Annotated in this window: 25 protein-coding genes; 22 read left to right on the plus strand and 3 right to left on the minus strand. The window is 36.5% G+C overall.

What is annotated here, in order from left to right:
* Positions 1-116: 116 nt before the first annotated feature.
* The 4 genes from noc to ACIP9G_RS16920 all read left to right on the plus strand — a co-directional run bounded on the left by noc (position 117) and on the right by ACIP9G_RS16920 (position 3646).
* Positions 117-1016, plus strand: a complete 900-nt coding sequence (gene noc / locus ACIP9G_RS16905; RefSeq protein ID WP_340821526.1) for a nucleoid occlusion protein — start codon at positions 117-119, stop codon at positions 1014-1016.
* A 233-nt stretch (positions 1017-1249) separates the two neighbouring features.
* Entirely contained in the window at positions 1250-2011 is a 762-nt protein-coding gene (locus ACIP9G_RS16910) for a ParA family protein (protein ID WP_173479136.1), read from the plus strand.
* A complete protein-coding gene (locus ACIP9G_RS16915) occupies positions 2004-2855 on the plus strand; it encodes a ParB/RepB/Spo0J family partition protein (RefSeq protein ID WP_340821530.1) in 852 nt (283 codons plus the stop codon). Before ACIP9G_RS16910 ends, ACIP9G_RS16915 begins: the two co-directional genes overlap by 8 nt.
* A 74-nt stretch (positions 2856-2929) precedes the next feature.
* On the plus strand, positions 2930-3646 hold the full coding sequence (locus ACIP9G_RS16920) for a DUF554 domain-containing protein (RefSeq protein ID WP_401020881.1): 717 nt from the start codon (positions 2930-2932) through the stop codon (positions 3644-3646).
* Here ACIP9G_RS16920 and yyaC read toward each other — a convergent pair.
* On the minus strand, positions 3563-4195 hold the full coding sequence (gene yyaC, locus ACIP9G_RS16925) for a spore protease YyaC (RefSeq protein WP_401012255.1): 633 nt from the start codon (positions 4193-4195) through the stop codon (positions 3563-3565). The two genes, ACIP9G_RS16920 and yyaC, sit on opposite strands and share 84 nt — an antisense overlap.
* A gap of 93 nt (positions 4196-4288) precedes the next feature.
* Here yyaC and ACIP9G_RS16930 point away from each other — a divergent pair, with 93 nt between their 5' ends.
* From ACIP9G_RS16930 to ACIP9G_RS16945, 4 genes are all read left to right on the plus strand, one after another.
* The gene (locus ACIP9G_RS16930) at positions 4289-5170 is read left to right on the plus strand and encodes a mechanosensitive ion channel family protein (protein ID WP_340821534.1); all 882 of its coding nucleotides are present in this window, start codon (positions 4289-4291) and stop codon (positions 5168-5170) included.
* 1 nt (position 5171) lies between these two features.
* A complete protein-coding gene (locus ACIP9G_RS16935) occupies positions 5172-5372 on the plus strand; it encodes a DUF951 domain-containing protein (protein WP_340821535.1) in 201 nt (66 codons plus the stop codon).
* Positions 5373-5828: 456 nt separating this feature from the next.
* A complete protein-coding gene (gene ychF / locus ACIP9G_RS16940; RefSeq protein ID WP_340821536.1) occupies positions 5829-6929 on the plus strand; it encodes a redox-regulated ATPase YchF in 1101 nt (366 codons plus the stop codon).
* Positions 6930-7156: 227 nt separating this feature from the next.
* Positions 7157-8197, plus strand: coding sequence for an acyl-CoA dehydrogenase family protein (locus ACIP9G_RS16945; protein ID WP_401020888.1), 1041 nt, complete (start codon positions 7157-7159; stop codon positions 8195-8197).
* A gap of 11 nt (positions 8198-8208) precedes the next feature.
* Here ACIP9G_RS16945 and ACIP9G_RS16950 read toward each other — a convergent pair whose 3' ends face one another.
* The gene (locus tag ACIP9G_RS16950) at positions 8209-8781 is read right to left on the minus strand and encodes a DUF3267 domain-containing protein (protein WP_401020890.1); all 573 of its coding nucleotides are present in this window, start codon (positions 8779-8781) and stop codon (positions 8209-8211) included.
* Positions 8782-8960: 179 nt separating this feature from the next.
* Here ACIP9G_RS16950 and rpsF point away from each other — a divergent pair, with 179 nt between their 5' ends.
* The 12 genes from rpsF to ACIP9G_RS17010 all read left to right on the plus strand — a co-directional run bounded on the left by rpsF (position 8961) and on the right by ACIP9G_RS17010 (position 20265).
* Positions 8961-9251 carry a 30S ribosomal protein S6 gene (rpsF, locus tag ACIP9G_RS16955; protein ID WP_024364644.1) on the plus strand — a complete coding sequence of 97 codons (291 nt, stop codon included), beginning with the start codon at positions 8961-8963 and terminating at the stop codon, positions 9249-9251.
* Positions 9252-9287: 36 nt separating this feature from the next.
* Positions 9288-9860, plus strand: a complete 573-nt coding sequence (ssb, locus tag ACIP9G_RS16960; protein ID WP_173479143.1) for a single-stranded DNA-binding protein — start codon at positions 9288-9290, stop codon at positions 9858-9860.
* Positions 9861-9906: 46 nt separating this feature from the next.
* Positions 9907-10143, plus strand: coding sequence for a 30S ribosomal protein S18 (gene rpsR, locus ACIP9G_RS16965; RefSeq protein ID WP_024364646.1), 237 nt, complete (start codon positions 9907-9909; stop codon positions 10141-10143).
* Between the two features lie 226 nt (positions 10144-10369).
* The gene (locus ACIP9G_RS16970) at positions 10370-10789 is read left to right on the plus strand and encodes a hypothetical protein (RefSeq protein ID WP_401020894.1); all 420 of its coding nucleotides are present in this window, start codon (positions 10370-10372) and stop codon (positions 10787-10789) included.
* A 55-nt stretch (positions 10790-10844) separates the two neighbouring features.
* Complete coding sequence (locus ACIP9G_RS16975; RefSeq protein ID WP_401020897.1) at positions 10845-11780, plus strand: hypothetical protein; 936 nt, start codon at positions 10845-10847, stop codon at positions 11778-11780.
* Positions 11777-13063 carry a hypothetical protein gene (locus ACIP9G_RS16980; protein WP_401020900.1) on the plus strand — a complete coding sequence of 429 codons (1287 nt, stop codon included), beginning with the start codon at positions 11777-11779 and terminating at the stop codon, positions 13061-13063. The genes ACIP9G_RS16975 and ACIP9G_RS16980 overlap by 4 nt, the downstream gene beginning before the upstream one ends.
* Entirely contained in the window at positions 13056-13745 is a 690-nt protein-coding gene (locus tag ACIP9G_RS16985; RefSeq protein WP_401020903.1) for an ABC transporter ATP-binding protein, read from the plus strand. Before ACIP9G_RS16980 ends, ACIP9G_RS16985 begins: the two co-directional genes overlap by 8 nt.
* Before the next feature lie 296 nt (positions 13746-14041).
* Positions 14042-14983 carry a YybS family protein gene (locus ACIP9G_RS16990; protein WP_340821546.1) on the plus strand — a complete coding sequence of 314 codons (942 nt, stop codon included), beginning with the start codon at positions 14042-14044 and terminating at the stop codon, positions 14981-14983.
* 12 nt (positions 14984-14995) lie between these two features.
* Positions 14996-16969, plus strand: coding sequence for a DHH family phosphoesterase (locus ACIP9G_RS16995; protein WP_401020905.1), 1974 nt, complete (start codon positions 14996-14998; stop codon positions 16967-16969).
* The gene (rplI, locus tag ACIP9G_RS17000) at positions 16966-17412 is read left to right on the plus strand and encodes a 50S ribosomal protein L9 (RefSeq protein ID WP_340821548.1); all 447 of its coding nucleotides are present in this window, start codon (positions 16966-16968) and stop codon (positions 17410-17412) included. The genes ACIP9G_RS16995 and rplI overlap by 4 nt, the downstream gene beginning before the upstream one ends.
* A 13-nt stretch (positions 17413-17425) precedes the next feature.
* Positions 17426-18787, plus strand: a complete 1362-nt coding sequence (gene dnaB / locus ACIP9G_RS17005) for a replicative DNA helicase (protein ID WP_173479150.1) — start codon at positions 17426-17428, stop codon at positions 18785-18787.
* A gap of 188 nt (positions 18788-18975) precedes the next feature.
* A complete protein-coding gene (locus ACIP9G_RS17010) occupies positions 18976-20265 on the plus strand; it encodes an adenylosuccinate synthase (RefSeq protein ID WP_340821549.1) in 1290 nt (429 codons plus the stop codon).
* 327 nt (positions 20266-20592) lie between these two features.
* On the opposite strand, the gene ACIP9G_RS17015 is transcribed toward ACIP9G_RS17010, so the two are convergent.
* The gene (locus ACIP9G_RS17015) at positions 20593-21405 is read right to left on the minus strand and encodes a YitT family protein (protein WP_340826390.1); all 813 of its coding nucleotides are present in this window, start codon (positions 21403-21405) and stop codon (positions 20593-20595) included.
* A 401-nt stretch (positions 21406-21806) separates the two neighbouring features.
* On the opposite strand from ACIP9G_RS17015, the gene ACIP9G_RS17020 reads away from it, so the two are divergent.
* Both ACIP9G_RS17020 and yycF read left to right on the plus strand, forming a co-directional pair.
* The gene (locus ACIP9G_RS17020; RefSeq protein ID WP_401020911.1) at positions 21807-23270 is read left to right on the plus strand and encodes a peptidoglycan DD-metalloendopeptidase family protein; all 1464 of its coding nucleotides are present in this window, start codon (positions 21807-21809) and stop codon (positions 23268-23270) included.
* Between the two features lie 389 nt (positions 23271-23659).
* The gene (yycF, locus tag ACIP9G_RS17025; protein ID WP_173479152.1) at positions 23660-24373 is read left to right on the plus strand and encodes a response regulator YycF; all 714 of its coding nucleotides are present in this window, start codon (positions 23660-23662) and stop codon (positions 24371-24373) included.
* Positions 24374-24376: the final 3 nt, after the last annotated feature.

The following is a 24376-nucleotide window of genomic DNA, read 5'->3' on the forward strand; positions in this document are numbered from 1 at the left end:
AGTTATGGATGGTTCACGCAAATGACATCTATGAACTATATACATTTTAGGAAATATAATAAATAATAATAGAATGAGACAGAGCAAGATAGTTACTTAAAGGTGGTGCCACTTGGATGAAAAGTCCTTTTTCACGTTTTTTTGGAGGCGGAAATAAAGCAGAGCCTATTGTGGAAAATGAAGTAGAACAAGCAGAGGCGGTTCGTGCAACAGAAGAGGTTATTAAGCTTCCAATCGATCAAATTGTACCAAACCGTTTTCAGCCACGTACTATTTTTGATGACGAAAAAATTGAAGAATTATCAAGAACCATTCATACTCATGGTGTAATTCAACCAATTGTTGTACGTAGCACAGCAAACAATCAATATGAAATCATTGCTGGTGAGCGTCGTTACCGGGCAATGAAAAAGCTACAATGGACGGAAGTTCCTGCGATTGTACGAAATTTAACGGATAAGGAAACAGCATCAATTGCATTAATCGAAAACCTTCAGCGTGAAGAGTTAACGGCAATTGAAGAAGCGGTTGCCTACCAAAAATTATTAGAGCTTCATGAACTAACACAAGAAGCACTGGCTCAACGTTTAGGAAAAGGACAATCCACGGTAGCCAATAAATTACGTCTATTAAAGCTTCCTGAAGAAGTACAGCAAGCTATTTTAAAGCGTCAAATTTCTGAAAGACATGCACGTGCACTAATCGCAATTAAAGACCAACCTTTGCAATTAGAAATTTTGCAAGGAGCCATTGAAAATGATTGGAATGTGCGTCAACTAGAAGAGCACATTTATACATTGCTGCATCCTGAAGTGGTGGATCAAGAAGAAGATATTCCTAAAAAGGTGAAGCCGAAAAGGAAAGCGATAAGTAAAGATGTTCGTATCGCCTTGAATACGATTAAGCAATCGCTATCAATGGTGACGAAAAGTGGAATAACGGTTAAAACAGAGGAAGAAGATACGGAAGAATATTATCAAATTACAGTGAAAATACCTAAAAAGAAGAAATCTTAATGAATATTTAATTATACTAAAAAAGTAATTTGTACTGTATTATATCTTCTGTACAGAGGAGGATCTTAGAATTATTTCTAAGATGCCTCCTTTTTTGTATATATTCTTAATATTTTATACAACTCTATTCGTTTTTTTTGATAGAATGATAATTAAGATAGCGGTATTGAACAATGATTTTACAAATGGATTTGTCAAAGCAAACTTTGATAGATGAAAGCAGGTGCTTTTAAATGGGTAGAATTATAGCAATCGCCAATCAAAAGGGTGGCGTAGGAAAAACAACGACATCGGTCAATTTGAGCGCTTGTCTGGCATACTTGGGGAAAAAAGTGCTATTAATCGATACAGATCCACAGGGCAATACAACAAGTGGACTTGGCATTAATAAAGGTGAAATACAAAGTTGTATTTATGATGTCCTAATCGATGATGAAAATGTTGAAAATGTCGTTCAACAAACAAATGTAGAAAATCTATCAATCGTTCCTGCAACCATTTCACTAGCGGGAGCAGAGATTGAATTAGTTTCAACTATTTCGCGGGAAGTACGTTTAAAGCACGCACTTCAAGATGTGAAAGAAGACTACGACTATATTATTATTGATTGTCCACCGTCACTAGGGCTTTTAACGATTAATGCTTTAACTGCGTCGGACGCGTTGATTATTCCTGTACAATGCGAATATTATGCATTAGAGGGTTTAAGCCAATTATTGTCCACTGTACGTTTAGTGCAGAAGCATTTGAATCAACAGCTTTATATTGATGGTGTATTATTGACAATGCTTGATGCAAGAACCAATTTAGGTTTGCAAGTAATTGATGAAGTAAAAAAATATTTTCAAGATAAAGTATATAAAACGATCATTCCTCGTAATGTGCGATTAAGTGAGGCTCCGAGTCATGGACAGCCTATTATCATTTATGATGCAAAATCAAGAGGAGCTGAAGTTTATTTAGAGATGGCGAGGGAAGTGATTAAAAATGGCTAAAGGTTTAGGAAAAGGTATTGGTGCTCTATTTCCAGGAGAATCGTTAGAACAAAGCGGACAAGTAGAAGAAATACAACTACAGCTAATAGTCGCAAATCCATTTCAGCCTCGTAAAATATTTGATGAAGAAGCATTGCAAGAATTAGCAGATTCAATTCAAGAGCATGGTATTTTACAGCCGATTGCTGTACGAAAAAAGGCACGAAAATACGAAATTGTAGCGGGCGAACGTCGTTTTAGAGCAGCACAAATAGCTGGGCTAGACATAATACCAGCGATTGTTAAAGAGCTCACAGATTCTCAAATGATGGAACTTGCAATATTAGAAAACCTTCAGCGTGAAGATTTAACGGTTATTGAAGAGGCAGAAGCATATCAAAGTTTAATGGAAAACTTACACTTAACACAAGAGGAGCTATCCAAGCGATTAGGTAAGAGTAGACCACACATTGCCAATCACGTTCGATTGTTAGCTTTGCCAGAAGATGTTCGTGCCTTAATGAATGACGGTACATTATCAATGGGGCAAGGCCGTGCATTACTAGGATTGAAAAATAAAAGAAGAATTCCAGAAATTGCACTCAAGATTATAAAACAAGGTTTAAACGTGCGCCAAGTTGAAATTTTAGTGCAAAATTTAAATGAAGAAGTTTCACGTGAAACATCGCAGCCGAAGAAGAAGGATATTTTTGTTGTAGCGAAGGAATCTCAGTTGAGAGATTATTTTGGTACAAATGTCCAAATTAAAAAAGCAAATAATAAAGGTAAAATTGAAATCGAATTTTACTCAGAAGATGACTTAGAACGTATTTTGGAAATATTAAACATTCAAGAAGATGATTAAGGGACCATTAATGTAAATTAGAGCGCCGACATACTAGGCGCTCTCTATTTTTTAGAGAGAAAGAAGGCCTTTTAGTGGTAATTTTAGGAGCATTAATTAATGCACTACTAATAGTAGTAGGGGCATTGGTAGGGCGCATTTTCAAAAATATTCCTGAGTCGATGAAAACTTCTGTATTATCGATTATTGGCTTATCTGTCGCACTATTAGGAATAAAAATGGGCTTTGAGAGTAATAATTTTATTATTTTAGTGGTAAGTTTAGTAGTAGGAACTGTGATAGGAGAATGGTTAGATTTAGATAAGCAAATGAATCGACTTGGTCAGTGGATTGAATCGCTTTTTAGTAAAAGGCGTAATAGCGACAATCAAATTAATATTGCAGAAGGCTTTGTAACTGCTTCATTAATATTTGTTGTTGGATCAATGGCGATAATAGGTGCACTCGATAGTGGTCTTCGTCATGACCATAACGTCCTAATAACAAAAGGCATTATTGATGGATTTACATCTATTATTTTAGCGTCTACTTTAGGTATTGGCGTACTATTATCAGCCGTTCCAGTATTTGTTTATCAAGCTATTATTGCAATTTTTGCAGGTGTTATTAGTGTTTATATCCCAGATGATGCACTACAGATGTTCATTACAGAAATGACTTCTGTAGGGGGTGTTATGATTTTAGCGATAGGTTTAAATATAGCTGGCTTAACAAAGATCAAGGCTGCCAACTTGTTGCCGGGTATCGTCGTTGTCGGTATTATGGTTGCCGTCATCTATCCTTTTCAGTGAGTAACGATGTGCAGCAAGCAGTAAAGCTCTTGAAAGCTTTTCAGCCATTGCGTAAGATATATGCAACCTAGTATTTTGTAAAACAAGCATTTCCATAAAGCCTCCAATATTGACGATTCCTTTAACGGAAATGTCACCGATTGGGGGCAATTCTTTTTTTACAGCTTTCCCAGGCAATATTGGTCCATCCTGCACGGCAATATGACCAACATTTTGTTCACTACCGAGACATGCATCAATCGCAATGATAAATGGTTTCGTAGTATGATGGTGTAGCTGTTGTATTGAAGTATCTAAGTTGAGGGCATGTAATGGATTTTCCAAAGTTCCTACAACTTCATAAGGAAAACTAACAGACTTTTTCAAAAAGCTACCGGTTAATGGACCGAGTGTATCGCCAGTACAACGATCACTTCCGATACAGCAAAAAACAAGACGTTCATGATGGAAAGGGATATACTCTAAAAATAATGTACTCAATTGCCAAACGGCATTTTTACTTTCATGATGAAGAGAATAGGGTAGTACTAAATTAGGTATAGTATTCATAAAAAAACTCACTTTCATTTTTATTTGTTGGAAGTGCTCAATTTTTATGCAGTATACGCAAATTTTTAACAAGTTATTCAAGAGGTGGTAATAATGGATTCAAAAACGAAATGGATACAGAAGAAATGGGATATAGTGACGTCCGAGACATTTTGGGATCAGATAATTGATGCAACATTTGAGATTACGATAATCCTTATTGCATCGTGGTTAACAGTGCGATTAGGTAAAAAATTTATCAAAAAAGTATTCCTAATACGAATGCGCTCACCATTAAATCACTCAGAGCGCCGCCAACGAACAATAGCGCGCTTACTACAAAGTATTATTTCCTATGTAGTCTATTTTTCAGCCATTATCGCGATTCTATCTTTACTCCATATTAAAGTAGCTGGTTTACTTGCAGGAGCAGGGATTGTCGGTTTAGCAATCGGTTTTGGTGCACAAAGTTTAGTGAAGGATGTCATTACAGGGTTCTTTATTATTTTTGAAGACCAATTCGGTGTAGGGGATTATATTAAAATAAATGCAGCAGAAGGAACTGTTGTAGAAATAGGATTACGTACAACAAAAATTAATGGTTCTACTGGAGAGCAATTTATTATTCCAAATGGTTCAATTGGAGAAGTGATTAATTACTCTATCAATAACTCGAAAATTTTTATAGATTTACAAATGACAACAGATGCAGACTTTGAAAAAGCGGAAGCAATTATTAAAAAGTATTTAGATACATTACCAGAAGCGCATAAAGAGCTCGTGGCAGCACCTGCCTTTTTAGGTGTGCAAAATGTAAAAGGAACTGAAGTGACGATACGTATTGTCGCGGAAACATTACCACAGCAACAATATGGTGTGGCACGAACAATTCGTCGTGATGTAACAAAACTGTTTGAGGAACATAATATTCCTATGGCGTATCCTAATATGATGTTATATGGTGGAAATGGAAAAGAAGATGGGAGTAGTGAATAATATGGAAGCGAAAAAGTTTGAACTAAATGATATTGTCGAAATGAAAAAACAGCATCCTTGTGGCACAAATGAGTGGAAAATTATTCGGATGGGTGCGGATGTGCGCATTAAATGTGAAGGGTGTCAGCACAGTGTGATGATTCCACGTCGAGAATTTGAGAAAAAAATGAAAAAGGTCCTTAAGCATGCAAGTGAAGCCTAGCTTTTTGCGTATTAGACTTTTTATGGGCGAATCAATATAATAGATAGGGTTATACAGAAATCTCTAACTTGCTTCAAAAGTCCTCAAAGGGATGAATATCAACTATGCACTTAAATTCATTGAGCATTCTAACCTCAGTTGAATCAAATTCAATACCCCTGCGAATGTCACAGATTTTCAAAAAGATTTTCGGACAGGTTCGCAAAGAAATCTGGATGCAATTACGCGGGGACGTAATTGATTGTGTGTGGTTTACTTCAATCTTACCGATTTATGGACGGCATATGGACTAAGAGCGTCACATCGGCTAAGAAGAAGTAATGAACGAATGTTGGACTGAACAGTACTGCTTAGACGGCTTACGCAGATATGCTGTTTGAAGTAAGAATTTTAGCACCTAATAATATAGGATAAAAACAACAAATTGAACTGATCATAGAAAGGTTGTGTCCATTTATGGCATTAACAGCTGGAATCGTTGGTTTACCTAACGTTGGAAAATCAACACTATTTAACGCAATTACAAAAGCAGGCGCGTTGGCTGCAAACTATCCATTCGCAACAATCGATCCAAACGTAGGTATCGTGGAAGTACCAGATGCACGTTTAGATAAACTTACAGAATTAGTAGTACCGAAAAAGACAGTTCCAACAGCATTTGAATTTACTGATATTGCTGGTATCGTAAAAGGCGCTTCTAAAGGAGAAGGGCTAGGAAATAAATTCCTTGCACATATCCGTGAAGTTGATGCAATTTGCCAAGTAGTACGTTGCTTTGTAGACGAAAATATTACACACGTATCTGGCGCAGTAGATCCAATTGATGATATTGAAGTCATTAATTTAGAGCTTGCACTAGCTGATTTAGAATCAGTTGATAAGCGTTTACAACGCGTGAGCAAAATGGCGAAGCAAAAAGATAAAGAAGCTATGGTTGAAGAACCAATTCTTCTTAAAATCAAAGCTGAATTAGAAAATGGCAGACCTGCTCGTGCAGCAGAGCTTTCAGAAGACGAGTTCAAAGTCATTAAAGGTCTTCACCTATTAACTATTAAACCAATGCTATACGTTGCAAATGTTTCAGAAGACGAAGTTGCAGATGCAGATAATAATGAATATGTTCAAAAGGTACGTGAATATGCAGCGGCTGAAGGTGCTCAAGTAATTACAATTTGTGCAAAAATCGAAGAAGAAATTTCAGAGCTTGACGATGAAGAAAAAGCGATGTTCCTAGAGGAATTAGGTATTAAAGAATCAGGCCTAGATCAACTAATCCGTACTTCTTATGATTTATTAGGTCTTGCTACTTACTTCACTGCTGGCGTACAAGAAGTACGTGCATGGACATTCCGTAAAGGCATGAAAGCACCACAATGTGCTGGTATCATTCATACTGACTTTGAGCGCGGATTCATTCGTGCAGAAACAGTTGCTTACAATGATTTAGTAGAGGCTGGCTCACAAGCTGCTGCTAAAGAAGCGGGTAAAGTACGTCTTGAAGGTAAAGAATATATTGTACAAGACGGCGATATCATGTTATTCCGCTTTAACGTCTAAATAAAATACAAACTGCTGTGCTACCCATAGGTGTGATGTTAATTACATCGTTATCGAGTGCTTTCTGCCGTACAATGTACATTTGTCTTTTCTGTGGGATTCTATGCGGTTTTTACGAAAAGTTATACAAACAAAATAGGCTTCTCCTAGCGTAGTATTTGGACGTTTGGAAAAGCCTATTTTTGGTTATATAATATCAGAATTTTCAATTTCCACAGGGGGATATTATGAACATAATAGAAATAAAAGAACGTGCATTAGAAATCGAACAGTTAGGAAAGTTGCCACAAGATATTTTAGAGGTTATTTATGAGCAACAATTGTTTAAATTGTTTATAGCAAAGGATTTAGGTGGCAAAGATTTAGATTTACTAGAAGGAATAAAAGTGTTTCAGCGTATGTCCGCTATTGATGGAAACTTCGGATGGCTTGTGACAATTGGAACAGGTGGTAATTTATTTATTCCTACGTTAAATCAAGAAATAGGAGAAAAGATTTTTTCACCAAGTGATGCTGTCATAGCGGGAAGTGGCTACCCTAATGGCACGGCCGTAAAAAAGGATGGCGGCTATACTGTAACAGGGCAATGGAAGTTTTGTAGTGGTGCTGACTATGCAACAACCTTTACAATGAATTGCTTTATTAAAGAAGATGGTATTATGACAGATAAAATCATTAGTTGTGCAGTAAGTCGTGAGCAAGTGGAAATCCTAAATGACTGGCAAGCGATGGGTTTAAAGGCTACAGCAAGCCATACAATTCGTCTTCAAGATGTATGGATACCGTTCGATAAAACATTCCAATTAGGCATTAGTAAAAATAGATTTAATAATGTAGTCCATAGTTTTCCGTTCGCTACTTTTGCAGAAGCTTCTTTTTTAAGTGTCTGTCTCGGAATTACAGAGAATTTTTTAGATGAAGCTTTTTCCCTAATGGAGCAAAAAAATAAGAAATCCTCTTATAGTGACCGTATAGGCGCACTGCAATTTTTATTTATGCAGCAAAAAAAGCGCTTTTTACAAGTTGAAGAACAATTTTACGCTATGCTAACAGACTATTGGCAAAAACATAAACTTGGGGTTGAATTGACAGAGCAAGAATTACAACAATTTACGCAAATGAGCAAGGAAAGTGCAGCTGTCTGTGTGGATATTGCAAATAATATCATTCGTAGTCTTGGAATGGACGCTATTATTGAAACAGCCACTATTAATCGAATTTGGAGAAATTTATGTACAGCTGCACAACACGGATTTTTAACACCATAGAAAAGATGTAATTACTTTTGAGATAGTTTCTTTTTCTGTTGGGAATAAACATAGAGCTTTGGTAACTGAGGATCGTCTTGTACAAGGGCGTTTTTTGGATATTTGCGTAAAGCCTTATACATGGCGAAATCTCCTACTGCTCCCGCTATTAAAAAGGCACCAGCAAGTAATAAAACAGTACTGTTAAAATAAAAGCCAGCAATCGTTGGTACAATTCCAGTTGTCCAAAATGGTAATAGCAACGCTTTTTTCATTGCGTGATTAGGGAGTAGCTGGTCAGTCGTTGCATAGGCAATACCAAGCTCTAAATTAACACCGTACTTTAACGATTTGTAGGGCACACCCCCGAAAATCATAAAGCCTATCAAATGAAAAGCTTCATGCAGGACGATAAGCACAATATAAAGTATGACAAAAAGGACAAATCCGCTTAGCATGCTCCATAACGAAAATTGAAAATCTTTTAGACAAATATATTGTATGGCAATAAATAATATAGAGAGACCACTAGTAATAACGACACTATCCATCATTAGCTTTTTAATATCTAATTCAATTACATTAGGTTCTTGATCTGGTAGCATAGAAATAGTTCTCCTTTATAAAATTAATTATGGTCTTTATTATATCGAATGAATTATTTGATTGCGACTTGAAAGACAGATGCCAATGTGTTACAATTCATTGATGTGAGTAATATTTATTGCTTACTCCTTGCTCCCTGTAAACAGGAGAGCCTGAGTCCATAAGGAGGTGTAAACAGATGAGAAAATACGAATTAATGTACATTGTACGTCCGAACATTGAAGACGAAGCGAAGAAAGCTTTAGTTGAACGTTTCAACGAAATCTTAACTTCTAACGGTGCTGAAGTCATCGAAGCAAAAGAGTGGGGCAAACGCCGCTTAGCTTACGAGATTCAAGACTTCCGCGAAGGTTACTACCAAATCGTAAAAGTAAACGCTCCTTCAGAAGCAATCAACGAATACACACGTCTTGCTAACATCAGCGAAGATATCATTCGTCACATTGCAGTACGTGAAGAAGCAAAATAATTTTAAACAAAATGCTGAAAAGGAGGTTGCATTCTGATGATAAATCGTGTCGTATTAGTTGGAAGACTAACAAAAGACCCTGAGCTGCGCTACACACCGAATGGTATTGCGTCTACTCGTTTTACAGTAGCTGTAAATCGTACATTCTCAAACCAACAAGGTGAAAAAGAAGCAGATTTCATTAGCTGCGTTGCTTGGCGTAAACAGGCTGAAAACTTAGCGAACTTCATGAAAAAAGGAAGTTTGATTGGAGTAGAAGGTCGTATCCAAACAGGTAGCTTTGAAGGACAAGATGGTAAGCGTGTATATACAACTGATGTTGTGGCAGATAGCGTACAGTTTTTAGAGCCTCGTAGTGGTGGAGGTGCTCCTGCATCAAACCAATACGGTGGACAATCTTACGCAAATAGCCAACCGTCATATGGCGGTGGTCAACCACAGCAACAGTATGGTGGCGCGATGCCTCAGCAAGGTTCATTTGGCGGCGGTAATTCTTATCAGCAAAATCAACCACCAATGAATCAGCCGAACTATACACGAGTAGATGAAGATCCATTTGCTAACAGCAAGGGACCAATTGAAGTATCTGAAGACGATCTTCCATTCTAATCTTCAAACTACAAAAACTATAAACTTATAAGGAGGAGACATCACTATGGCACCACGTCGCGGAGGCCGCAAACGCCGTAAAGTTTGCTATTTTACATCTAATAACATTACACATATCGACTATAAAGATGTGGATTTACTTAAAAAATTCATCTCTGAGCGCGGTAAAATCTTACCACGTCGCGTAACTGGCACTAGCGCTAAGTACCAACGTAAATTAACTTCAGCTATCAAAGTTTCTCGTATTATGGGATTACTTCCATTCGTATCTGAAGATAAATAAGATTGCTAAACACAACAAGGTTTATACCTTGTTGTGTTTTTTTTTGTTTGAAAATAGAGGTTACAATTCGAGAAGTGGTAGCGGATGTACATAAATGCTTGAACAAAAATCTTAGTATAAAACTATCAAATTTTTTTAATTATGAAAATTGACAAATAAATAAATATCGATTTATTATAATGTTTAAAATTATCAAATTTATTTTGTAAATCAAGGGGTGTTTTAATTGAAAACTACAAAATGGATGTTGGTAGGTGCACTTACATTAAGTTTAAGCGGCACAATTTTATCTTCAGCAAATGCAGTAACACTAGATGACCCAACGATTTATGGTGGGTGGAGTGAAGATACGGGCTATTTTACTGTACGACAAGATAGTGATATTTCTTCATTTGCTACTAGTAACCCGATACATAGGGCAACAAAAGATTACACTAGAAGAGGTTCAGCTGTTTATGAGCGGGTCATTGCAGACACGACATGGCCAGGTGTATACCATTATTCTAGAGCTCGTTACGAATCCGCTATTTCTGGTCGTGCAGAAGCAGATAGCGGCCGTGTATGGGATTTTGGTACAACACAAGCAATTAGCGGTTGGCACCCTGGGGACTTAGACTGGGTTGCGAAAACTTACTATGGAAAATAACATACATGAAGAGATAATCAATTGATTATCTCTTTCTTGCAATGAAGGAATAAACATGATGAAAAAATATATAGTATCCAGCAAATTTGTGTTACTAACTGCACTATTGTTTGCTAGTGCCGCTGCCCTGCTTTATATAATGGACTCTGTTAGCTATACCAATATGATTAACAATGGCTATATCGACAAAAACGCTGTTGAATTCATTATCAATACAGAAGAGTCTTCTCTAGATATCGACTTAGAAGAGCCCTATTTGTTAATGCAATATAAACTAGATAATCCACAATTAAAATATATCTATATTAACAAATCGGTAAAGTTGCCACCTATAAACTATAAAAAACAACCACTATCAACAGACTATATAATTACAGGTACCGTTTTTCCAGAAGGTTCACTTTCAAAAAATTTGAAAAGCCTCATTATTGGCCAATTTGACACATCAGGCTCTTATTTGAATAGGGAGGCTTGGTATATATCAGAGTCTCAACAAATCAACTTACAAAATGGGACAAAGTTTATTCTCAATGTAGAAAGTGGAAATCCACATAAATTGATGCAAAAAATGTTTCCTAATACGAGTTATAAGCTTCTTGAAACCGAGGATAGAGGTACTTCCATATTGAAGTCAAATATTTTATTGAAAGGGTTCTTACTCATTTCTTTACTGTTTGTAATCATCACTCAAGCTGTTACAGTCCATTATTCAATTCAAAGGAAAAAATCAATTGTTCAAATATTGTATTTAGCAGGCGGGAAATTGCAAATCATATTTGTTAAAGTTTTTAAATCAGAATTCATTGCGTTATTCGTGATAATGTTATTGGAATCTTTAGTATTAATAGCCGTTAACCATTTCTATGCGATTTGGGGGAATCATTGGTACTACGTATCGGTTTTCTATATGTTCATAACATTTATAGGATATTTTTTCGCCTGTCTACTTGTAACAAAGTCCTTGATTAAAAAAGGAGTAAGATCGTTTTGAATACAACTAGACTTTTATTGAAAAATAAAAAATTGTTTACGTTGTTAACTGTGCTACTTTCATTTATATTTTCTCTCGTTTTATTTGTTCTGTTAGTAAATATAATTATTTCCAAAATAGAAATACGTTCAGCAAGTAAATTTCATAACTACAACATCTATCAGATTTCGGATGATTTAATAGGTGAAAGGGAAATTGAATTTTTCAAAGATGTAAAAAACTACGATATACTCAATGATTTTAATAATCGGGTATTTAAAAATAGTAAAGTGGTCTTTTATAATGCCGTATCGCAACAAATAGGCTTAAAAGAATATCCTCCTGATAAGAAGTTCTCCGCCTATTATGAATGGGGCTCTAATAATGATATATATGAGTACGAAGGTGAGTTTTATCAAACCACTAAATCGATACAAGTGACTAAATCTGTATTTGATTATAATATCGTTGAACTGATGGAAGGACAGCCATTTGATGATTCCGCTTATGTCTACGTAGCAGGGAGAAAGGAAATACCTGTCATTCTCGGCTCTGAATATCGTCCATACTATAAGTTGCATGACCAATTAGAGATTCATTATTATTTTGAAAAATTTATTGGGCGAGTAGTAGGCTTTGCAAAGGAAAATTCATCTATTTTCACTAACCTTGAACCGCAACAAGTACTCAATCGTTATATTCTACTGCCTTCCATGTCGCTTTCTGAACAGCCCACTAAGTTGTTACAAAAAACGGAGGTAGATGAAGTATTCTTTAGGGCACTTCTTTTAAGTAAAATGGGAGGTCATTTAATGACCAACTTAAACGCCCTTGAAGTAAGAAAGGAAATTGGAGAGATAGAAAAAGCGACGAATTTCACTGATTATCAAATTATTGGTGCGAATTCGCTATCAGTTGATCTCTTATATAAAATGATTGATGCCAATCAAACACATATTTTTACAATATCGGGTGTTGTATTTATTTTTATTTTGTGTGCCTTCTATTTGTTCGTTAAAAGCTTTATAAAAAGACAATTTGATACGTATTTAGTGTTCATTATGAGTGGGGTTGCAAATCATAAAATCAAAAAAAATATACAACTTGAATTTTCAATCCTCAATGGCATGAGTATAGGATTAGCATTGTTGTGCACCGTTCTATTCATGCAAGACATTTCGATTATATCCATTTTAATAATTGCCGGGTTCTTTGTTTGGTTGTTATTCAATGTCGTTGTTTACATGTTAGTGAATAACTTATTAGCGACAACGAATGTCATTGAAAAGTTAAAGGGTGATTAAAATTATAAACTTTATATCATTAGTTAACATAGTAAAAGCGTATAAAGAAAAAACGATATTGACCAACATTAATTTAGAAGTTGCCGACAATCAATTCATCTCTATAAAAGGGCCAAGCGGTGTCGGTAAAAGCACGCTTCTAAATATATTAGCTGGACTTGAAAAAGCAGATAGTGGTCAGTATGTTATGGATAGTATAAAAATGCATGAGCAAAATCGTAACGAACTTTCGAATATAAGAGGCAGTCAAATCGGATACATTTCACAATACAATCCAATGATACGCAACCTCACAGTTCGAGAAAATATAGTAGCACCGTTATTATTAGGTAAATATGATAAAAAACAAACCATGGCGTGTATTGATGAGCTGAGTGCGTATTTAAAAATTAACCATTTACTTAATAAGAAAATCGACAAGTTATCTGGAGGAGAAAGACAACGGGTAGGGGTCATTAGAGCATTAATTAAAAAGCCTAAATTGTTAATAGCAGATGAGCCTACTGGATCATTGGATGACGATACGACGATGTTAGTGTTCAACCTTTTTAAAAGGTTATGCGAGAACGAAACGACTATCGTTATGGCTACTCATAGTCACTTAAGTTCTCAGTATGTTGATAAAGAGTATGTTATGAGTTCTGAGGGGATTCTCTTGAATACCCAAAACTCTAAAGGTTGAACTGTGCGCGATCAATAGCCATTATCTTTAAAGTCACGTCTGTTATTTCGCGAGGGTTATAAAAATGAGTTCGGTATTGCGCCGGACTCATTTTTAATTTTTTCTTCATCCATTTTCTTTTTACTGATTAAAACAGTAAAATGCCATACGATTTACCTTTTTTTATTAAGAAATTTTACTTTTGACATCAATTGATCATAAAGCATACAGACGTTCTTAGCGTTTTTTGTTCAATAAGGTGAAAAAATGGTACAATAAAGTTTAGTAAGTTTGACTGACAAAAAGGAAGGTTTTCAATGCCGAATAATCAAACAAAGGCGCTTGTACAAGGCTCGATGATGGTTGCAATTTTTACAATCTTAATGATTGCTTCAGCGTATGTACCAATCATTTCTATGGTAGCCTTATTATTTACTCCATTACCGATTGCTTGGTATAGCGCAAGTTACAAGCGTTCCTCATCAATACTCGTTGCAGTTGTTGGCTGTATTTTAACAGTTTTAACGAGTGGACTATTTATGCTGCCATTTGCCTTTATTATGGCGTTGCTTGGAGTAGTCATAGGTAATGGAATTCAATTGAAGAAGAGCAAACTTTATTTATTCATGTCATCAGGTATCGCGGTACTTTTATCGTCAGCACTTGTGTATCTAGCCTATGTGCAATTAGCGGGAATTAACGTGATTGAAATGAGTTTGGATCTTGCTCGGGACAGTTATGAGCAATCCAACGAGCTTGCTAAAAGTGTAACGGGTCAAGTTGCAATTCAACCTGAACAAATGGAGGTTCTGCTTAAAACTATTGAGCTAACAATACCTTCGACGGTGACAATCTTAGCATTTTCAATAGCTTTTATTGTTATTACACTAAATTTACCAATTTTAAAACGATTAGGTATAAAAGTTCCTAAATTCTCACCGTTTGAAAATATGCGACTTCCACGTTCTGTGTTATGGTACTACATGATTATATTGTGTATTAATCTATTTTTACGTCCAGAAGCAGGCTCTATGCTAGATGTTATCGTATTAAATGTGTCTTATATTTTGTGGCTTTTATTAATCCTTCAAGGGATATCATTTATACATTATTTCATTACAACGAAAGGAATGCCGAGTGTTGTAAAATGGATCGCTACGATTTTAGCCATTCCACTTGCATCATTCATTATTTTACTCGGTATTATAGATTTAGGTTTCGACGTGCGTTCACTTGTAAAAGGGAAGACTAAGGAATAAGGGGCTGATGTAATGGGGACTTTTAGAAGACGACCAATCCGCTATCCGCTTTTTGTTCTTTCCATTTTTGGCATTGTGACGTTTGTGCTTCTATGTATATGGAATATTGGGATTGGTATTGGCTATGGAATAGGCTTCGCTATATTAATGGCCTATACATGGAAAATTGAAAAAGCTACTTTTGAAGAGACAGAAAAGCATATTGAATCCATTTCCTTCCGTATGAAAAAGGTTGGAGAAGAGGCATTACTAGAAATGCCAATTGGGATTTTGCTGGTGAATGAGGAATATGAAATAGAATGGTCCAATCCATATATGCAAAATGTGTTAGACAATGAGGCATTAGTGGGTGAGGGGATCGTTAATATATCCGACGACATCTATGTACTGATGAAGACCGAGGAGACAAAAGAAGCTACGATTACGCTGCGTGATCGGAAATATCGTGTCTTTTACAAAGAAGAAGAGCGTTTACTATACTTCTTCGATATTACTGAACAAATCGCTATTGAAAAACAATATTTCGCAGATCGCACAGTCATTGCAATTTTATTTGTTGATAACTATGATGAAATTACGCAAGCAATGGACGATCAACCACGTAGCTTAACAAATACGATGGTAACATCCATTGTCAACGACTGGGCAGCGGAGCATGGTATTTTTGTAAAACGCATTTCATCGGACCGTTTTTTAGCGGTTTTAAATGAGTCCATTTTAACGGAACTAGAAAAGAAGAAATTTGCTATTTTAGATACGATCCGTGAAAAGACAGCACAAAAAAACCTTTCCTTAACGCTGAGTATTGGCGTTGGAGCAGGCTCTTCTTCATTAGTGGAACTTGGTGAGTTAGCCCAATCAAGCTTGGACCTTGTATTAGGTCGAGGTGGGGATCAGGTAGCCATCAAGCAGCCTACTGGAAAGCTTAAATTTTACGGTGGTAAAACCAACCCTGTAGAAAAACGTACTCGTGTAAGAGCGCGTGTTATCTCACATGCATTACGTGACTTAATACAAGACAGTGACCAAGTGTTTGTAATGGGACATAAAAACCCTGATATGGACTCTATAGGGGCATCTGTCGGGGTGCGCAAAATGGCACAAATGAATGATGTAAAGGGCTATGTAGTTATTAATTTTGATGAATTAAACGGTAGCGTAACACGTTTAATGCATGAAATTGAAAGTAAATCCGACTTCTATGAGCATTTCTTAACGCCAGAAGAAGTTGCAGCGAAAATGACTGAAAAATCGTTACTGATTATTGTGGATACACATAAGCCTAATTTAGTAATCGATCCATACTTATTAAAGCTTGCGGAAAAGGTAGTAGTTATCGACCATCATCGTCGTAGCGAAGACTTTATTGAAAATCCGACACTCGTTTATATGGAGCCGTATGCTTCGTCCACAGCAGAGCTTGTAACTGAATTGCTAGAGTATCAGCCAAAGCGAGCAAAAATTAATATGCTAGAGGCGACAGCATTATTAGCGGGAATCATTGTTGATACAAAAAGTTTTACACTTCGTACAGGTGCACGTACTTTTGAGGCAGCTTCATATTTACGAACAAATGGTGCCGATACAGTGTTAGTGCAGCGGTTATTAAAGGAAGACATCATTACGTACATCGAACGTTCAAGAATTGTGCAAACGGTAAAATTCGTGAAGCCTGGCGTAGCAGTAGCTGTAGGTGAAGAATCGAAAATTTATGATTCCGTATTAATCGCACAAACGGCTGATATTTTACTTACAATGAAAGACGTTAACGCATCCTTCGTCATTGCGCATCGTGCTGACGGTAAAATCGGTATTAGTGCAAGGTCGCTAGGGGAAGTAAATGTACAGCTTATCATGGAAAGGCTTGGCGGTGGCGGGCATTTAACGAATGCAGCTTGCCAAATAGAAGCACTTTCCATTGATGAAGTAAAAAAATATTTAGAAGAGGCCATATATGAGGTACTCGAAGGGAGTTCTGAATTATGAAAGTAGTATTTTTAAAAGATGTTAAAGGTAAAGGAAAAAAAGGGGAAATAAAAAATGTAGCAGATGGCTATGCACAAAACTTCCTAATTAAAAACGGCTATGCTGCAGAAGCAAATGCCCAAGCAATGAGTCAATTAGAAGGCCAAAAGAAATTAGAACAAAAAAATGCAGCAGCAGAATTAGCAGAAGCAAAAGCTTTAAAAGAAAAGCTAGAAGCATTAACTGTTGAGCTAAAAGCAAAATCAGGTGATGGCGGTCGCCTATTTGGTTCGGTTTCTACAAAACAAATTGCTGAAGCACTTCAAAAAGTACATGGCATTAAAATAGATAAACGTAAAATGACTTTACCTGAAGGAATCCGTGCACTAGGCTTTACAAATGTACCTGTAAAACTACATCACGAAGTATCAGCAACATTAAAAGTACAAGTAACGGAAGAATAAGGGGCGACTATCCATGAACGAACCGATGATAGACCGCGTTCCACCGCATAACCGGGAAGCGGAGCAATCGGTTATCGGTGCGATTTTTCTAGAACCACAGGCATTAATCACAGCATCAGAAATATTGCTAGCCGATGATTTTTACCAAAACGCACATAAGAAGATTTTTGAAACAATGCTGCGTTTAAGTGATCTAGGAAAAGCGATAGATGTTGTAACAGTTACTGAGGAATTATCAGCAAAAAAAGAGATTGAGGATGTTGGCGGGCTATCGTATTTACTAGAGCTCGCCAATGCTGTCCCTACGGCAGCAAACGTTGCTCACTATGCAAAAATCGTTGAGGAAAAAGCGCTCTTACGACGTTTAATCCGTGTAGCTACAAAAATTGTAGAAGATGGCTACACACGTGAGGATGAGGTAGAGGCATTACTTGGCGAGGCAGAGAAGAAAATGATGGAGGTCGCCAACCGCAAAAATGCTGGCGACTTTAAACATGTAAAAGACGTTTTAGTAGAGACATTCGATAATATTGAACAGCTTCAATCACGTAAAGGTGATGTAACGGGTATTCCAACAGGATTCCGTGATTTAGACCATATTACAGCTGGCTTCCAACGCAATGACTTAATTATAGTCGCGGCACGACCTTCTGTAGGGAAAACAGCTTTTGCGCTAAATGTTGCACAGAGTGTTGCTGTACAAGCACGTGAAAATGTTGCCATCTTCTCATTAGAGATGGGTGCAGAGCAACTAATCATGCGTATGCTATGTGCGGAAGGAAATATTGATGCACAAGTTTTACGTACAGGTGCTTTAACAACCGAAGATTGGGGTAAACTAACGATGGCAATGGGAAGTTTATCGAATTCGGGTATTTTTATTGATGACACACCAGGTGTACGTATCAATGAAATTCGAGCAAAGTGTAGACGTTTAGCACAAGAGCATGGACTTGGAATGATTCTAATCGATTACTTACAGCTTATTCAAGGTAGTGGTAAGCCAGGTGAAAACCGTCAACAAGAAGTATCAGAAATCTCACGTTCGTTAAAACAATTAGCGCGTGAATTAAAGGTACCTGTTATTGCATTATCACAGTTATCACGTGGCGTGGAACAACGTCAGGATAAGCGACCAATGATGAGTGACTTACGTGAATCAGGAAGTATTGAGCAGGATGCCGATATTGTTGCCTTCTTATATCGTGATGATTATTACGATAAAGAGTCCGAGAGTAAAAATATGATTGAAATTATAATTGCTAAACAACGTAACGGTCCAACTGGAACAGTTACACTTGCTTTTAAAAAGGAATTCAATAAATTTATAAACGTGGATTGGTCACAAATGCCACCACCACCTCCACGTGATTAGTAATATTTATCTAAAATAGAGATAATATTCATACCATTCCGTCATTAAACACGAACGTTAAATCATAGTAATTGATTTTATGTTCGTGTTTTTAACTGTTTTTTGTTGACGAGTCGTTTCTATCATTGTTACAATAATTTACGGCTTGATTAATGAGATACAATACGTATCTAACGGAGGTGCTGATTATGACATCAGTTGTAGTTGTAGGAACACAGTGGGGAGACGAAGGAAAAGGTAAAATTACAGATTTTCTTTCACAAAAGGCAGATGCAATCGCTCGCTTTGCAGGTGGCGATAATGCAGGACATACCATTAAAATTGGTGGAGAAACATATAAACTCCATTTAATCCCATCAGGTATTTTCTACAAAGAAAAAACTTCTGTAATGGGGAATGGGATGGTTATTAATCCGAAGTCGCTTGTAACAGAGCTAAAAGGACTTCAAGAGCGAGGCATTAATACGGATAATCTTCGTATTTCAAATCGTGCCCATGTCATTTTGCCATATCATATTAAACAAGATATCGCAGATGAAGAAAGCCGTGGCGAAAATAAAATCGGTACAACTTGTAAAGGAATTGGTCCTTGCTATCAAGATAAAGTGGCACGTATCGGTATCCGCATGGCTGATTTATTAGATAAAGAAGTATTTGAAGAAAAACTACGTCATAATTTAGCAATTAAAAATAAATTGTTTGAGAAGTTTTATGAAGTTGAAGGTGTAACATTCGAAGATATTTTCGAAGAGTTTTATGGTTACGGACAAGAAATCGCAAAATATGTTACCGATACTTCAAAAATTTTAAATGATGTGTTAGATGAGGGTGGCAAAGTATTATTTGAAGGCGCACAAGGTATTTTACTTGATGTCGATCAAGGAACTTATCCATTTGTTACTTCTTCAAACCCTGTTGCTGGTGGTGTAGCGATTGGTGCAGGTATTGGCCCATCTAAAGTATCAAGTGTTATTGGTGTATGTAAAGCCTATACTTCACGTGTAGGAGATGGCCCGTTCCCAACTGAATTATTTGATGATGTTGGTCAACAAATCCGTGAAGTTGGTCGCGAATATGGTACAACGACTGGACGCCCTCGCCGTGTTGGCTGGTTTGATACCGTTGTAGTTCGCCATTCACGTCGTGTAAGTGGTATTACACATCTATCACTTAACTCAATTGATGTTTTATCTGGCTTAGAGACAGTAAAAATTTGTACTGCTTATAAATATAAAGATGAAACAATTACGGAGTACCCAGCGAACCTTCATATAATTGAACAATGTGAACCTATCTATGAAGAGCTACCAGGCTGGTCAGAAGATATTACAAGCTGCCGTACATTAGAAGAGCTACCAGAGAATGCACGCCGTTACGTTGAACGTGTAAGTGAATTAACGGGCATTCAAATTGCTACTTTCTCTGTCGGCCCTGGTCGTGAACAAACAAATGTGTTAGTAGATATTTGGGAAGTATAAAAAAGAGGCATGTACAAATTTTAAAAGAGGGACAAAGGTGTTCGTATTTCCTCACAATTTAAAATGTATGAAACCTTAGTTATACTTGCTATTGTAATAAATGAAAAATTAGAAGAGAGCACTAGTTGATGGTAGCGGAGGCGGTGACTCCTGCGGGAACAGCACAATACGTAAGACGTAACAGGCGGCGCGACAGCGACGGTTGCGGCTTACGATGTGCCCGCGGAAAGCAACCGCCGTAGCGAACATCAACGGCAAAGCAAAAAGGTGTTAGATTGATTGTAATCAATCTAACACCTTTTTCTCTTTTGTCCGAGCTGCTCTTTTTTAGTGAATGTCTTTCTTCTTGAAGCGACCACCTTTTACTTCTGCAATATTCCCTATTGCAAGGAATGCATGGTCGTCAATTTCAGCGACAATCGATTTTAATTTTGATTCTTCTAATCGCGTAATGACTGTAAAAATAACTTTTTTGTCATTCCCAGTATAGGCTCCTTCACCATGTAGAAACGTAACCCCACGACCAAGCCGATCCATAATTGTTTGCCCAATTTCATCAATTTCATCGCTAATAATATAAACAGATTTTGATTCTTCCATCCCTTGTATCACAATATCTATCATTTTGTAGGCAATATAATAGGCCATGATAGAGTACATTGCCTGCTCCCACGTAAAAACAAAACCTGCAATTGTGAAAATAAGAAGGTTAAAGAACATAATAATTTCTCCGACCGAGAAGGGGGATTTTCGGTTAAATAAAATGGCTAAAATTTCAGTACCGTCTAAAGAACCACCATAACGTATAACGATACCAACACCAATGCCCAAAATAATACCACCAAATACTGTGGCGAGTAATGTGTCTGTTGTAAATGGCTGAAGATTATGTAAGAAGATTGTTGTTCCAGAGAGCACTGTAATGCCGAGCCCTGTAGAAAGTGCAAATGTTTTACCGATCTGTTTATATCCTAAAAAGATAAAAGGTAAGTTTAAAACGAAGATGAATATGCCTAGGGGTAAGCTTAATAAATGTGAGGCGATAATGGAAACACCAACGATGCCACCATCCATAATATGGTTGGGTACTAAAAATAGCTCAAGTCCTACTGCCATAATGATAGCACCTATTGCAACCATAATCGTTCTGGTGGTAATTTTCCGCACTGTATTCTTTTTTTGTTGTTTTGCTTTCGCTACCTTCAATGAGGTCTGTGAATCACTCAATTCAATCGCTCCAATCAACTAGTCTCTTACTCTATTTTATCGAAATATTTAAAAACTAAAAAGTAATAAGTTCTAAATCTGTTTTGAAATAAAAAATTAAGGATAATATTTCTTGATTTTTAAAAAAGAGGAGTAGGAATGAGTACTGTAAATTATAGGTATTATGTAACAATTAGTAGAGAAATAATACATTTTCATTACAAAAAGGATAAATTATTCAAACAACATTTTCTTTATGGTACATTATAGTGGTGCAAAATTCTTTGTGGGTAATTAAACCTATGTTAGGTTAAAGTTGGAAGGGGCTTTATTGAATGAGTTCGTCTTGGAATAAAAAAGAAGGAAGCAATCGATTCACCTACAATTTTTCTTCTTTTAAGAAAGTATCAATTATTGCAGTTTTAATGGCAAGTTTCGCAATAAACGTGGGCTTTACAAAAGAAAATAATCATAAAGAAGCATTAAATAAAATCTATCATGTATATGTAGATAATGAATATATGGGTGCTGTATCTGATGACAAAGCTGTTCATGAAATTATTGTTTCAAAAGAACAACAAGCAAGTAATCAGTACAAAGACTTATTAATTGATGCTAACTCAGCGGTGAAAATAATACCAGAGCAAGTGTTTAGTAATGAAACAAAGGACGCAGAAACTTTAGCGAAGCTTGAGCAATCATTAGTAGCTCAATCGCCTGCCTTTGCATTATTAGTAGATAATAAGCCAATCGCCTATTTAAAAGATGCGGATGCCTACGAAGAAACAATTCGTATGTTAAAGCTACAATATGTTTCACAACAAGAGTTAGACTCGCTTGCTAACCAGCAATCTATAAATAATTTACCAGCTTTACAGTCTGGTGAATCACGCCTTTTAAATATTACGTTTAAACAAGGCATTTCTGGGGTAACACAAAAGGTAGCTCCAGAAGCTGTTGTATCACCTGAAGAGGCAGTTAAGTATTTAATGACAGGCTCCCTTAAGCAAGAGGAATATCAAATTCAATCAGGTGATGTATTAGGAGCAGTCGCTAAAAAACATGACTTAACAACGGCTGAATTAATTGCATTAAATCCTGGCCTTACAGTTGATACAGTATTACAAATTGGACAAGCATTAAATGTTACAGTTGCAAAACCATTTGTAGCAATAGAAGTAAAACAAGAAAAGAAAATTACAGATACAATTCCATATAAAAAAATAACTGAAGAAGATCCTACGATGTACAAAGGTGAAACAGTTGTAAAACAGCAAGGTGTTAATGGTAAAAAAGAAACTTCTTACTTAATCACTGCTGAAAATGGAACAAGAACGTCAAAAGTAGCTTTAGAAGAAAAAGTACTACAACAGCCAGTAGATCAAATTGAAGTTGTAGGAACAAAAGTTATCTCATCTCGTGGAACGGGAGAGTTTTCATGGCCAACAGTAGGGGGCTATATTTCAAGTGGAATGGGGCAACGTTGGGGTGCCAACCATCGTGGGATTGATATTGCTCGTCCTAGTAACTACAATATACTAGCTTCAGATAATGGTGTAGTTGTAGCAGCTGGTGTTTCTGGCAGCTATGGTAATCGCATTGTTATTAATCATAAAAATGGCTATACGACGCTTTATGGACATTTATCTTCTATAAAAGTTAGCGTTGGACAAGTAGTTGAAAAAGGTTCGGTTATTGGGATTATGGGCTCTACAGGAAATTCAACAGGTACACATTTACACTTTGAAGTTGAGAAAAATGGAGAGCTTGTCAATCCATTATCATATGTAGGTCAGTAATTAAATTGCTTCAGCAAACATCCTTTACTTCTATTAAGTAGAGGATGCCAGAGATGCATTGAATTCAGTGGGGATTTAACCCCAAGCTGTATCAAGTTAAAGGCCCTAGCGGATGTCACAGATTTTTATGAGGAGCTTTTTAAGTAGTTTAAATCTGGATACAAATACGCTGAGGCGTAATTGATCTTTTGTAAATGGCAGTCCAAATAGTGGGCTGCCTTTTTGTATAGTAAGCATAAAAGGTAAGTTATTTCCCGAGAAATAATTGTCGAAATAGGGAAACTGGACATGAATAATGCATGGAAGCTAAAAGCATGTTAGAGTTAAGAGTAGTAACTTTACAAATACACATTGTTTAGAATAGATGAATAGCGAAAGGGAGAGAATGTATGAGTAAAACAATTTTAGTTGTTGACGATGAGAAACCAATCGCAGATATTTTACAGTTTAATTTAATTAAAGAAGGCTACAAAGTAATTTGTGCTTATGATGGAGATGAAGCATTAGAAAAGGTTGAGGAAGAGCAACCAGATTTAATGCTATTAGATATAATGCTACCAAAAAGAGATGGTATGGAAGTTTGTAGAGAAATTCGAAAAAAATATGATTTCCCTATTATTATGCTAACAGCTAAAGGTTCAGAGATTGATAAGGTGTTAGGCTTAGAAATGGGCGCGGATGATTATGTAACGAAGCCATTTAGTACGCGTGAACTTATTGCACGTGTAAAGGCTAATATGCGTCGCCTTCAAGTAGTGGCTCCTGCAGCTGAGGAAGAAGAAGAAGCATCAAATGAAATTGTAGTAGGGTCTCTTGTTATTCAGCCTGACGCTTATCAAGTGATGAAGCGTGATGAAGCAATTGAGCTAACACATCGAGAGTTTGAATTGCTACATTATTTAGGTAAACATATTGGCCAAGTGATGACTCGTGAGCATCTTTTACAAACAGTATGGGGCTACGATTATTTTGGTGATGTACGTACAGTCGATGTAACGATTCGTCGACTTCGTGAAAAAATAGAGGATAATCCAAGTCATCCGGCATGGATTGTCACTCGACGTGGTGTAGGGTATTATTTACGAAATCCTGAACAGGAGTAAAGG

The organism is Lysinibacillus sp. NPDC093197 (genome assembly GCF_044754025.1).
In the GTDB taxonomy this organism is placed as follows: domain Bacteria; phylum Bacillota; class Bacilli; order Bacillales_A; family Planococcaceae; genus Lysinibacillus.